The 12969-nt window shown below is 59.2% G+C and carries 11 protein-coding genes and 1 tRNA gene; 6 read left to right on the forward strand and 6 right to left on the reverse strand.

Annotated elements, in window-relative coordinates; genetic code table 11:
- Together ACIREA_RS14440 and ACIREA_RS14445 are read left to right on the forward strand one after the other, a co-directional pair.
- A partial coding sequence (locus ACIREA_RS14440; RefSeq protein WP_397382984.1) for a DUF4407 domain-containing protein occupies positions 1-644 on the forward strand: 644 nt, incomplete at its 5' end.
- A gap of 375 nt (positions 645-1019) precedes the next feature.
- A complete protein-coding gene (locus ACIREA_RS14445; RefSeq protein ID WP_397382994.1) occupies positions 1020-2420 on the forward strand; it encodes a DUF1501 domain-containing protein in 1401 nt (466 codons plus the stop codon).
- A 171-nt stretch (positions 2421-2591) separates the two neighbouring features.
- On the opposite strand, the gene ACIREA_RS14450 is transcribed toward ACIREA_RS14445, so the two are convergent.
- Positions 2592-4877, reverse strand: coding sequence for a DUF1549 domain-containing protein (locus ACIREA_RS14450; protein WP_397382985.1), 2286 nt, complete (start codon positions 4875-4877; stop codon positions 2592-2594).
- A 263-nt stretch (positions 4878-5140) separates the two neighbouring features.
- Here ACIREA_RS14450 and ACIREA_RS14455 point away from each other — a divergent pair, with 263 nt between their 5' ends.
- From ACIREA_RS14455 to ACIREA_RS14470, 4 genes are all read left to right on the forward strand, one after another.
- Positions 5141-5689 carry a hypothetical protein gene (locus tag ACIREA_RS14455; RefSeq protein WP_397382986.1) on the forward strand — a complete coding sequence of 183 codons (549 nt, stop codon included), beginning with the start codon at positions 5141-5143 and terminating at the stop codon, positions 5687-5689.
- A gap of 63 nt (positions 5690-5752) precedes the next feature.
- On the forward strand, positions 5753-6448 hold the full coding sequence (locus ACIREA_RS14460; RefSeq protein ID WP_397382987.1) for an HAD-IA family hydrolase: 696 nt from the start codon (positions 5753-5755) through the stop codon (positions 6446-6448).
- A gap of 39 nt (positions 6449-6487) precedes the next feature.
- Positions 6488-6562: transfer RNA gene (locus ACIREA_RS14465), tRNA-Lys, on the forward strand.
- 70 nt (positions 6563-6632) lie between these two features.
- Positions 6633-8192, forward strand: coding sequence for a PQQ-binding-like beta-propeller repeat protein (locus tag ACIREA_RS14470; protein WP_397382988.1), 1560 nt, complete (start codon positions 6633-6635; stop codon positions 8190-8192).
- A gap of 58 nt (positions 8193-8250) precedes the next feature.
- On the opposite strand, the gene ACIREA_RS14475 is transcribed toward ACIREA_RS14470, so the two are convergent.
- From ACIREA_RS14475 to ACIREA_RS14495, 5 genes are all read right to left on the reverse strand, one after another.
- Positions 8251-9165 carry a hypothetical protein gene (locus ACIREA_RS14475; protein ID WP_397382989.1) on the reverse strand — a complete coding sequence of 305 codons (915 nt, stop codon included), beginning with the start codon at positions 9163-9165 and terminating at the stop codon, positions 8251-8253.
- Between the two features lie 6 nt (positions 9166-9171).
- A complete protein-coding gene (locus tag ACIREA_RS14480; protein WP_397382990.1) occupies positions 9172-10014 on the reverse strand; it encodes a hypothetical protein in 843 nt (280 codons plus the stop codon).
- An 11-nt stretch (positions 10015-10025) separates the two neighbouring features.
- Positions 10026-10940 (reverse strand): MotA/TolQ/ExbB proton channel family protein, encoded by a 915-nt coding sequence (locus ACIREA_RS14485; protein ID WP_397382991.1) that lies wholly within the window; start codon positions 10938-10940, stop codon positions 10026-10028.
- Positions 10941-10972: 32 nt separating this feature from the next.
- Positions 10973-11884 (reverse strand): S1C family serine protease, encoded by a 912-nt coding sequence (locus ACIREA_RS14490; protein WP_397382992.1) that lies wholly within the window; start codon positions 11882-11884, stop codon positions 10973-10975.
- Between the two features lie 268 nt (positions 11885-12152).
- Positions 12153-12969: hypothetical protein (locus ACIREA_RS14495; RefSeq protein ID WP_397382993.1), on the reverse strand; the 817-nt coding region annotated here is incomplete at its 5' end.

Consider the following 12969-nt stretch of genomic DNA (forward strand, 5'->3'; position numbering starts at 1 on the left):
ACGCGCTGCTGCTGCAGCAGAAGAATCTGCACACGGAGATCACCCAGCTCATCAAGGACGAGGACACACGCATCACCGGCATCCGCGCGGAGCCGCGTCGTGACATCCTCACGCAGACGCTGGCGCTGCATGAGCTGTTTGAGCAGGGGGCTCAGGGCGGCACGTTTGCCCTCGTCGCCTATATGGTGCTGACGCTGCTCTTCATGCTGGTGGACACGATTCCGCTGATCATGAAATTCTTCTCCAAGCCCGGCCCGTATGACACGCTGCTGGACCGCGAAGAGATGGGATTTGAAGGCGAACGCAAGGCCTTCATGGAAGGCTTCAGCCTGCAGATGAAGGAGCTGGCGGGGAGCAAAATGCTGAACCTCACGCGCAACAAGACGCTGGAGCGTTCTTTGGTCACCAGCGTGGACGGTGCGCGTTCCGCGAAGGAATTCCTGGTGTACCTGATGGACCTGGAGCGCGATTTTGAAGAGCGCAGCCGCATTGCGCGGGAACTGGCCGCCAAGAGCGGTGTCAGCCACACAGCCGATGCGATCGAAGAGATGTCCCGCAATTTCTACGCCGACCTGCGCGAGCGCATGGAGAAGTTCTTCCACGATGATGCCAAGCGCGGGACACCGGCGACGGGGCGTGCGTGAGAAGTACGGTGGGCATTGCCTCACTGCGTTCGCCCTGCGGGCAGCCTGAGGCTGGCTATCTTCGCTGCGCTCCGGTTCCTGCCCGTCGGTCAGCGCTCACTCAAACACCTTTAGCTTACGCTTCACCCCAGGCTAGCTGCTATGGGCTTGCAGTTGCGTGAGGTTACGCACTCACCGCTGTGCTGCGTCCTGGCAGTTTATGGGTCGCACGCTGCGGTGGAGTCTTGGGAATGGTGGAGGGGGCTCTTTGCTGATTCGATGACGATACGGCCTGCGTGAGCGCTGATCGACGGGCAGGAGTGCCCATCGTACTTGTCCAGCAAGAGCCGGCCAACACGGCCCGTATGTTGCTATGTGAAAACCATGCCCCCCATGATGCCTTTCAGCCGCCGTGAGATGCTGCGCAACTCCTGCGCGGGATTTGGCTATCTGGCGCTGCAGGGCGTGCTGGGGCTGGAATCTGCCAAGGCGGCGGTGATTGATCCGCTGGCGCCGAAGCAGCCGCATTTTCCGGCCAAGGCCAAGCGGGTGATTTTTCTGCTGATGAAGGGCGGCCCCTCGCAGGTGGACACGTTTGACCCGAAGCCGATGCTGGATCGTGATCACGGCAAGCCGCCGCCCTTTGCGCTGCCGCGTGTAAAATTCGCCGAGACGGGCAATCTGCTGAAGTCGCCCTGGAAGTTTCGCCAGTACGGCCAGAGCGGCTTGCCGGTGAGCGATCTCTTTCCGCATGTGGCGAAGCACGTGGATGACATGTGCATCATCCGCTCGATGCACGGCACGAACCCGGCGCATGGCGGGGCTTTGCTCAAGCTGCACACGGGTAGCGACACCTTTGTGCGTCCGAGCATGGGCTCGTGGGTCAGCTACGGCCTGGGGACGGAAAATTCAGACCTGCCAGCCTTTGTGACCATCTGCCCGACGCTGGCGCATGGCGGTGTGAGCAACTGGAGCTCGGCCTTCCTGCCGGCCTACTGCCAGGGCACGCCGCTGGGCAATGCCAGCATCCCGGCAGAGCAGGCGGTGGTGAAGCACATTCACAACAAGATGCTCACATCGGAGCAGCAGCGCGCGCAGCTGGATCTTGTGTCGCAGATGAATCAGTCGCACCAGGGCATGGCCGGGGCGAACGCAGCGCTGGAGGCGCGCATCAATTCCTTTGAGCTGGCCTACCGCATGCAATCGACGCTCCCGGAGTTGCAGGACATCTCGGGCGAGACCGAGGCCACGCGCAAAATGTACGGCATGGATGATCCGGTGACGGCGAATTTTGGCCGCCAGTGCCTCATGGCGCGGCGTTTTGCTGAAAGCGGCGTGCGCTTTGTTCAGGTGACCCACAGTGACGGATTCGTGCAGTGGGATCAGCACAGCGATCTCCTCAAAGGCCACACGAAGAACGCAGCCGAAGTCGATAAGCCCATCGCGGGACTGCTGGCAGATCTCAAATCACGCGGCCTGCTGGACGACACGCTGGTGGTCTGGGGCGGCGAGTTTGGCCGCACCCCGGTGGCGCAGGGCACGGATGGGCGGGATCACAATCCACACGGCTTCACCGTATGGCTGGCCGGTGGCGGCTGCAAACCCGGCACCGCCTACGGCGCGACGGATGACTATGGATACTACGCGGCTGTGGATAAAGTGCACATTCACGACCTGCATGCCACGATCCTGCACCTACTGGGGCTGGATCATTTGAAACTAACCTACCGTTACGCCGGGCGTGATTTCCGGCTCACGGACATTGCGGGGGAAGTGGTGAAGGGCGTGATGGCGTGAGTACGACAGACACTCCTGTCTGTCGTCCCAGCGCTCCGCCAAGACCAACTGCATGCAAGCCGACCTTTCATACCGCTCCAGCAGGCTGGCGCTTTCCTTGGTCGGTTTGGAACTTGGGCACGCCAAGGGGCTGGCGGTAGCGCTGATCGACAGACAGGAGTGTCTGTCGTACTACTGAATGAAGAAGAACTGGCGGGTGTTCAGGACGGTCCAGAGGACGTCGCCACGGTCAGTGGTGTCGGCGTTGTCCGCGATGGGCTTGAGCAGTTCCTTTTCCTCAGGGGTGGCCTTGCGGCTGAGGAGGCTGAGATAGACGGTGTCGATGACGGCTTCGGAGCCTTCTTTTCTGGCTTTGTCCATCGCACGGGCGATGACGGTGTAGCGGTTCATGAGTTGGCTGAAGACTTTGCCATTGAGCAGCATGAGGGCCTGGCTGACGCTGGCTTCATCGTTGGAGTTTTCGACGAGTTCGCGGTCGCTCTGGCCGAACTCGCGCAGGAAGTGGCCGTTGGGGGCAGGGCTGCGCAGATCGGCGGCGCGCAGCATATAGGTGTCGCGGAAGTTTTCCCAGGCGACGAGGGAGGCCTTTTCATTTTTTTCGTCTGCGGCAAAGCGTCCGGCGTCTGCTTCGAGGCGGGCTTTGGCCTGCTGGTTGAGCTTGGCGCGGCGCTGCTTGGCCAGAATGTCCAGGGCCTCATCCATGCTGAGGTCTTCGCCGTCTTTTTTGAGCTTGATAGCTGCGGCCACTTCCTTGGCAAATTCTTCGTCCTTGGAAAATTCATCCAGCTTGCCTTCGCGGGCGAGTTCGGCAAAGCGCTTGAACCCGACATCATAGACCACGGCGTCTACTGCTTCGTCGATGCGCTTGCGCTGGCTCTGGATGGCCTTGCGGGCGGCGCGGATGGCGGCCTCGTCCTTGGCCTTGGCAGCAGCATCCATGGTTTCCTGGGCGGTGCGCACTTCGGCGGCCAGCTCCTTCTGCTTTTGAGCGACTGCGATGGTGCAGGCCTGGAGCTGCTGGGGTGTGAGGCTGTTCAGCGCACGATCCAGCCACTCGATGCGGCGCAGGGCGATCTCGGCATCCACCTTGGTGGCGATGCTTGGATTGTCAGAGCTGGGCTTGTAGAGGGCGACCATGCTGTCCCAGATCTGCTCGGCGCTCATGCGGCGGAGGAGGGGGCCGGGGAAGTTGTACACCTCACCGAGTTCGACGTCCTTGGTGTAGGCTTCGCGCTGGTAGGCTTGCGAGTTGAGGATGGCGCGCAGGACGGCCTTCATGTCGTAGTTGGCGGCCTTCATCGTTTCTTCGAGGAAGGTCATGAGCTGTGGATTGCTCGGCACGGTGCTGTCGGTGATCTCGTCGACGGGTTCGATGATGCCCTGGCCCATGAGCTTTTTCCACAGGCGGTTGGCGATGACGGTGGTGAAGCGCGGGTTGTCCTTGCTCGTCATCCATGAGGCGTAGGAGGCGTCGGGTTTCACCCCTTCCTTCACGATCTTGCCGTCCTTGCTGAATGCGGCGGGGATGACGGGCTCGATCTTCTGCTTGGGCTTGGCGTCGGGGTATTGGTAGTCGTGCGGCAGCAGGAGGGGCTTTTTGTCCGTCTGATCCAGCACGGTGTTGTAGCGCAGCGGGCGGAGGATTTCGGTCATGGCACGGCCGACGTCCTTGCGCTCGATGCCTTGGGGAAGATCAAATTTAGTAACGGCGCCGCCGTATCGGTTTTTCTTGTTCTTCGCGTTGCCGCCGCCATAGATGGCCTGGGCGAGCAGCGGATTGGTGATGCCGTTGCTGGCGGTCATGCCGTAGGTGTGGGACGCCATCTGGTAGTAGTCCATCTGCGTCCATTTATCGAACGGATGGTTGTGGCACTGGGCGCAGACCATGCTGGTGCCCAGAAAGATCTGGGTGGTGACCGCCATGTTATCCAGCGGCATGTTGTAATCGCGAATGTAGAAGCCGATGGCTCCGTTTTCGTAGCTCTTGCCATCGGCGGTGACGACTTCGCGCACCATTTCATCGTAGGGCTTGTTTTCGCGCAGGCTGTCCTTGAGCCATTTGGAGTAGCCGTAGAAGGCGGGCAGGCTCTGACCGCCGCCAACCATCTGGCTTTTCATGCGCAGGATGTCGGCCCAGTAGTTGTAGAAGTTCTGCACGTAGCCGTCGCCAGCGAGGAGCTTGTCGATCAACTTCTCCCTTTTGTCCGCGTCGCTGCTTTTGAGGAACTCGCTGGTCTCCTGCAGGGTGGGGATGCGTCCTGCGACATCAAGATAGACGCGGCGGACGAAGATTTCATCGCTCGCGGGTTTGTTGGGCTGGATTTTCTCCTTGGCAAGCTTGGCGTTGACGAGTTCGTCAATCTTGGCGGCGGTGGCCTTCAGATCGGGGGCGGCATGGGCCACCAGGGCCGACGTGGCGAGCGATGCAATAACGGCACAGAGAGGATTCAGCTTCATGAACATACAGAGGGGGATGGCGCGATAACGCCCTGCTGGCAGGGGTCTTTCACATTCTGCGACATTCCCGCGTGCATTTGTCGGAGATTGGCGGATTTTAGCTTTGACAATCCATGGTCCTTTCCGACAGAATCACGCATTAATCTATGAAATTGCTCCTGCCCCTTGTTCTACTCTCCACACTCGCTTCCTGCACTGCTACGAGGAACCTCGTGAACAACCCGCGTCCTTCTTCAGTGCTGCCTTGCCGTGATGCGGGCTACGTGAACAGAGGCCTCGGCTATGCAAGCCAGGGAGTCGGTCAGGCGGAAACCAGCACGATGGACATCGTCGATGACGGCAGCAACTTCGTGGGCAAGGTGAGCGATCGCCAGGCCCGTGACTACACCAACATCGGCGTGGATGCCGTGTATCGCACTGATGACATCGCTTTCCGTGAAACCAACCGCTACGCCGACTACGGCATGGACACCGTTGATGATGGCGCCAGCTTTGGTGCCCGCGCGATCCGCCGCTGGCCCGGGGTCGTCACTGGCGTGATGCAGCGTGGCTTTGTTTCCACCAAGAAAGTGTACCAGAGCGCGCTCTACACCTACGGCGAAACCGTCAGCCGTGGCCTCTTTGGTGCTGTGGACGTCATCACTCCCCCAGAGCCCAAGTCCTACATGGTGGGCAGCCTGAACGATCTCAACGGCGGCTATCTCCTCCCAGGTTCCGGCCACCATTGCCGCCTGCCACAGCTCCCTGTGGAGCCTGAGCAGGAGCAGACCTACGGCAAGAACCCGAAGAATCCGGTCACTGCTTCCAAGTAATTTCATCTGATTTCCTCACGGGAGCGACTGCAAGGTCGCTCCCGTTTTTTGTTTTTCAGCCTCATGCCGCTGCAGACCTTGTTTTTTGATGCGGCAGGAACGCTGATCCGGCCTGCTGAGCCGGTGGGGCTAACCTATGCGCAGCATGCTCTGCGGCATGGCATCGTGGCGGAGCCAGAGGCCATCATGCAGGCCTTTCGCATGGCCTGGAAGGAGACCGCGCCGCCGCTGCATGCGGTGGGGCAGCCGCCCGCAGATGATGACCGTGGCTGGTGGCGGGCTTTGGTGGGTGACGTGTTTGGCCGCGTAATGGGTGCACCGCTGGCGGAAACCGTGCTGGATGGCCTGTTTGATGAGCTTTACCTGCGCTACGCGCAGCCGCAGGCCTGGAGTGTGTTTGACGACGTGGTGCCGGCGCTGGAGGACCTCTCGCGTGATCACCGGCTGCTGGTGCTGTCGAATTTCGACCGCCGACTGCGCAGCATCCTGGCCGGGCATGATCTGCTGCGTTTTTTTGAGCAGGTTATCATCTCTAGCGAGGTCGGTTCCGCAAAGCCGCACCCGCGCATGTTTGAGGCCGCAATGGCCGTCGCAGGCTGCTTTCCTCAGGAGGCGCTGCATATCGGCGATGACAAAAAGTGTGATCTGGGCGGGGCGCAGAGCAACGGAATTCATGCTTTTCATGTGAAACGACCTGAAAGCGGACTCGACGTGTTGGTGAAGAAAGTCCGCTCTGAGTCATATTCAGGCTTGCGCTGAGCTGTCTTATGAATACATACCCGCCCCCGATTCGGGAATGCGCAGGTAGCTCAGCGGTAGAGCAGTTGGCTTTTAACCAATTGGTCGAGGGTTCGATCCCCTCCCTGCGTACCATTCATCACAATGCATCAAGCTGTGATGACTGGTGAAACTTAAGGCGTCGCGAAGCCGTTTACGGCTGCTCATGAAAAACGCTTTTGCTGCTGCGCACGTCCTTCTCTTCGCCACCACTGCATGGGCAGGTGATTGGAACCAATGGCGTGGGCCGGATCGCAACGGGGTTTCACAGGACACGAGCCCGATTGCGGATGCTTTTCCCACCGAGGGGCTCAAGAAGGTCTGGGAGAGCGAGTTCATCCCGAGCAACGAGTATGGTGGCCATGGCAGCCCGGTGGTCAGCGGGGAGAAGGTTTTTCTCAGCGTGGTGTGGCATGAGCGCGTGCCCTCTGAAACGCGTGAGATCGACACGGAGGTGATGCAGTCGCTGAACTATCGAGGCACCTCACCGGAACTCGCGAAGAAGCTGGAGGAAACCCGCCTCAACCTGCCCACGCTGCGTGGCGCGAAGTTTGATGAATGGGTGATGCAGTGGCGCAAGGACAACCTGAGCGAGAAAGAGGAGATCAACATCGGCACCTGGGTGGCCAGCCGGTTCAAGGCAGGCAAAAATGCCATCGCTCTGGAGTGGCTGGACAAGATGAACAGCCGCCAGGGCAAGCCGTTTGCCAGTGCGGCGGTGTTCAGCAAGTGGCTGGATGATGAAGGCTTTCCGCCGGAGGTGAAGGAGAAAATGATCGCGCTGGTGCCGAACACGGTGAAGACCGCGCAGGATGTGATCCTCTGCCTGGATCTGGCCACCGGGAAGCAGATTTGGAAATACGCTCAGCCCGGTAAGCCGAGCGGCCGCCAGTCCTCCAGCACGTGTGCGGTGGTGGATGGCAAGGTCTATGCGGCGTGCAGCTCGGAACTGCTCTGCGTCAATGAGGCCGATGGCAAACTCGTGTGGACGGCACCGCTTTCCGCCAAGGGACCTGCGGCATCACCGCTCGTCATGGGGGATCGCGTGTTCATGGCGACTGGCGTGACCTGCGCTTTCTCGAAAGCGGATGGCAAGCTGCTGTGGGAGCAGAAGGAGGCGAAAGGATTGATCGCCAGTCCCACGTGGTGGGCGCCGAGCAGCGGCAAGCCTGTGCTCGTCATCAATGGCAACAGTGCGCTCTACGGTCTCGATCCTGAAACAGGCAGCGTGAAATGGAAGGCCGAAGGCGGCAGCCAGAGCACGCCGGTGAGCAGCGGCGACTGGCTGGTGCTTTACAGCGGCACGGAAGGCGTGGGCCTGCGTGCGTACAAAATGCAGGCGGATGGCACGCCGAAGACTGCGTGGTCTCATTTCTGGGTGACGCGCCGCTACGCTGGCAGTCCGATCATTTATGAAGGCAGCGTCTATCTCTGCTGCGGTGAAAAGCACCAGTGCATCGACCTTGAAACAGGTGCGGAGAAGTGGGTGGTGAACGAGGTGAACAGCACGATCACCTCCCCGCTTCTCGCTGACGGCAAGCTGCTGGTTTATGAAAACAACGGCACGCATGTGCGCATGGTGAAAGCCACCAACGCCGCTTACGAACAGCTGGGCCGTGCTAAAACAGATGCCATGGGCTGCTCTTCACCAGCCATCGCGAATGGCAGGCTGATCGTGCGGCAGAAAGACAAGCTGGTGTGCTTTGACCTGCGGCCGGTGAAGTGAGATGGATTTGCTGGCTGAGGTGGTGGTGATGTGTTGTCCGCCACCCGAACCTCATCGATCAAAGCGGAGCAGGGGATGTGCCTTTGGGACTGAAGGTGATGATGAAGTGCTCAGGAAACACGTCGAAGCCGTAGTCCAAGCCTGCTTCAAGGACCAGCACCTTGATGGCGCGGAAGGTTTCGAATGAATCAGGATAGATGCACAGGCTGACGTAAACACCTCCCCGCTTGTAGCTGGCCAGGAGTCTGCGCAAGGTTGCAAGGTCCGTCATTGGGATGCCTTCGGATTTTTTGGGAATGGCTTCGTAGTCTTCCGCGCCCTTCATGACACGTGTGATGCCGGAATAATTGGCGCCTGAGGAGTCCTGCAGCGGATACACAGCACCGTACTTCAAGATGATGTTCGTGGCCGACTTGGTGATCTGCCGCTCTTTGGGGAAGCGCACATGCTCGATGCGTTTTTCATCTTCGGCGGTGATCTTGCTACGGAGGCTTTGGATTTGCGCGGCGAGGTCGCGTGCCTTTTTCTCCGCAGCTTCCTTTCTGGCTTTGGCATCCGCGAGGCGCTGGTCGAGGGCCTTGACCTCGGAGCGGAGCACCGTGAGGTCTCCCACCGGATCTTTGGAAACGGTGGTGTCTGAGTTCGTGGGCTGCAGTTTTCTCAGCCGGTCCAGGGTGGCCTGGAGTTCGTTGCGCTCGCTGATCAGGGTCTGCAACTCGTCCTGCCCTTTGGACTTCTTTTTTTCGCTGATCTTTAGGATTCCCGCGAGTTCGCTTTTGGCGGCTTCGATTCGTTCTGCCAGCAGCCGGCCCTCGGTGCCTGAGTTGCCGCTGGGGTCGCCAGGAACGGGTGTTTTTTGATTGGTCAGAAGCGCCAGCAGACAGGAGATGAGGATGATGCCGCCAAACACATTGCACAGGGTGTCGAGCAACAGGTCGAGGCTCTCTTCAGAGTTGGGGCGCAGTTTTCTCATGGCCTGTTACTTGGTTGGCCCAGCAGGCTCCAGCTGGATATGTTCGGGGATGAGATCGTAGCCGATTTCATAACCAGCGCCCCGAGTCCGTCGGGTGACTTCGTCGAACTGCAGCGCGCCCGAGGGTTTGAAGTAGAGAACGATGTAGTATTGTACTGATGGCATGGCGCTCAAGGTCTGCATCAGCTCCTCCAGCGAGTTGGCGGACTTTGATTTTGAGCCGTCAAAAAGCTGGATGCGAAAGCCGGTCTTATCGACCACGACGAGCACGGGATCTTTGTTGGTGGTGCTCTTTTCAGGAATCAGGCGCAGGACATTCTGCTGGTCATAGCTCATCTGCAGAAGGCTCTGGATTTTTTTGACCTCGCTCTCCCGCGCGGCCACCTCAGACTCCGCCTTCGCGGCCTTCTCCGTGGTGTCAGGAAGGAGCTTTTTGAGCGATTCAATGGTGGTCAGCAGCTTCTGCTTTTCAATGCGCACCTCCCTTTGCAGAGGCGACTCCTCGGTGGTCTTCTGGGTGGCATCCGGCTGCGTGGAGGGAGTGAGCCGCTCAATGGAGCGCTTCAATTCCTCGATCATGCGTCTGATGGTTTCCTCCGTTTCGTTTGGGCTCAGTGCGGCCATGACGCCCTTCTGCTTGAGCTTCACGATTTCAGCGAGTGTGTCTTTGAGCGTGACTGCCAGAGCCGAATGGGGATCTGCATCGCTGCTGACACTGATGACCTCGTCGAGATTGAGCGCGAGAAAAATGGTGATGATGACGAGAAAGCCGGTGGTGCCCGTGATGACGTCCTGGAACGCGAAGAAACTCACCGCGCTGCCATGGGATTTTTGGAACCGGCCTCTCATCGCAATGGTACTCAGGTTTCCTGCAGACGGAGTTTTCCAGCGACCTGCCTGCTGCAGACGTCATTGCAGTTGTCCAAAAATTGAGATTCCAAGGACTGCATGAAGCTGACGATGAGCTGCAGGATGAACGCGCAGACCAGGGCGACGAGGGTGGTTTCAAAAGCGGTGGCGAGTCCTCCGGTGACCGTCTTCAGTGAGGCACGGATGGCCGTGAGGTCACCGCCTGCCTGGAGGGTGTCCGTGAAGGCACCGATGGCCTGGCTCAGGCCGAGGACGGTGCCGATGAAACCAAGGACCGGAATGCCCCACATGAAGCCCTGAATGATCCCATAGCTGGAGGCGATCTGGGCTTCGTCGTTTTCCGCCTGCACCTTCAGGATGGCGGCCACGTCTGAGGTGTGGCCGATGTTGTGCAGATTGGCGAGAGCGAGATCGATGCGGTTGAATAGAACGAAGTTGTGCGGGTTGTCCACCAGCATGCCCATGCGGTCCCGCACCTCTTTGGCCGTGGCGGAGGTGAGCACGAATTCGGGTTCCTGCGGCATGAGGGAAAGGCCGAAGACCCTGCGCTGAAAGACCAGCTTGCGCCATTTGAGCAGCAGCATGGCCAGCGCCCAGAAGAAGAGCAGCATGGTGGGGTAGGGGCAGGGGCCGCGCTCCAGAAACATGGCGGCGAACCACCGCGTCTGCGGCCACTTCTGCTGCACCAGAATGACCGCAGTGTAAAAGGCGGCGGTCAGCAGCAGGGCGATGATCAAAGACAACGTATTGCCCGGACTGGTGAAGCGCCCGCCACGAAAACCGAGCCTGCGCTCAATGTCTGAGCGCGACCAGTCGAGTGATTTATGGGAATTCTGATAGGGATTGCCCGAGATCATTGCCGAGGGGGAATCCGCAGTGGATTTGAGTGGGGGATGGTTCTCCATAAATGAGTGGGGCGCTGCGTTGCTCGGTGTGGTTAAAAATTCTCCCAGAACAGATCTGAGAGCACATAATCCATGGGAATGGCCCGGTTGACGTTTTGGATGACTTTGCCCGGAGCCGAACCGGAGCCTAGCGTCGTTATCCCGATCAGCGCCCCATCTTTGGTGCGAAACAACCCGCCTCCGCTGTTTCCTGAACTAATCGGTGCGGAGGTTCGGACATACTTTCCTGCCTCCCATTCATCAAAAGCAGAGATCACACCCGTAGTGACGCTGATGCCTTGTCCCAGCGCATTTCCAATCGCGACGCATTCCTGGCCTGGCTTCAAATTTTCCAGCTTCACACTGTTTAAAGGGGGCTGTGCTTTTGCGTCCGAGTATTCGATGCGCAGCATGGCCAGGTCGAGATCGTAGCGTCCAAGTTTGACCACTTCAAAAGGATGGTCGGCCCCCATGAAATTGAGTGAGTATTTAACTTCCTCTATGTTGTCGGGAACCGCGACGACATGTCTGTTCGTGACGAAATAGGCATGGCCATTTTCATGTTTGATGAGCACACCACTGCCATTGCCCCCAACCAGAATCTGTTTTCCCTCCTTGTCTACATCAAACCATCTAGTGCTGATCTTGACCACATAGGGAGATTTGAGATTGGCAATTTCTTCGTTGTTAAGGTCATGCTGGGGTGCAATTGGCGGAATGGATTTGTCGCGGGCCGCATCAGTAGTTGATGGTGTCTTTGCGCTGGTGGTGGGACTGGAAATGTCAGTGGCTGAATCGCCGACGCGCGCTGTGGCCGAGCGTGAAGTGGCGGACATGTAGACAAACACGACTCCGATCAGAATGCAGACGGTGGAAGAGAGGATGATGGCCGGCCAGAACCAGACGGGCTTTGCCGCCTTGTGACCTGCGGGCGGCGGCAGAGATGAAGGGACGGCTTTCCCCATGGGCGGCGGTGGTGGTGCCGATGAATGCAGATCTGGCCGTGGCAGGGAATCGCCGGCGAGCTGCGGCGGGAGATTCCTCACAGGGGGCGGAGCAAGCAGGGGGCGCTGCTGCTCCACGAAGTCCCGCAGCACGAGCCGTCTGCCGTTCACCTGGATCTTGTACAGGGTGTGCAAATCACCCGAGACGAGTCCGGCCTCAATGTCTTCATAGGTGAGGCCGGACTTCACTGCTCCGCGCCACTCCAGAGAATAGGTTGTGTTGCTCATATCAGGGGTTGGTTAGGAAGAGGGATTCAGCAGGGAGCGGCTTGAGATCGACTCCGGTGGAGGAAAGAGCTTGTTGATACTGCTGCAGCAGAGCCCGCCGGTCTGCGGTCACGAAGAACACGGGGCTGAGAGGAACGGAGGCGGAGGCCACGATCAGTTTGGGCGCGTCTGACGCGGCTTTGCCTGCGGCCGGATTGGGCACGAGGAGAGGCTTGCCATTTTCTCTGCCGATCATCCACAACTCGCCCGCAGTGCGTCCCTGTGAGTTGAGGACAAGAGACAGATCAGTCTCCACATAACCGGCAAACTTCAGTCCGGCGGCTGTGGCAGCGCGCAGGTAGTTCCGGTGGGCGAGCGCCTCCCGCAGATAGGCGCGTGATTTCAAAGATTTGAAAAAGGCGGTGAGCGGTGCCAGCCATTTTTCCTGCATTTCCGGCACGAGCCAGTCTTCGCTGCGCAGTGGCGTGGTGCCGAGAGTTTGATGCAAAACCTGCAGATCCTGCTGCAAGGACGGGCAGTGCAGCAACCCCCATTCACGCGGCCTCAGATGCATCATGTCTTCAAGCTTGAGCAGGACATAAGCTTTGGCGATGGGGCTGCCATGGGTGTCCAGCACCAGCTTGTCACAGACTTCCAGGAGAGGCTTGAGCACGTGCTCTCCTTTTTCGTCACTGATGCGTCCGATATCCAATGAGTTCATGAAGTCGCTGGTCTGACTCAGGCGGGTGGTGGCGATGGCATCCCCCTGATATTCACCCACCTCTCCTGCGCGGGTGAAGCTGTGCTGAATAAACAGGGCCGCCGTTTGAGTCGGGTCG

Source organism: Prosthecobacter sp. (assembly GCF_044373815.1).
Classification (GTDB): Bacteria; Verrucomicrobiota; Verrucomicrobiia; order Verrucomicrobiales; family Verrucomicrobiaceae; genus Prosthecobacter.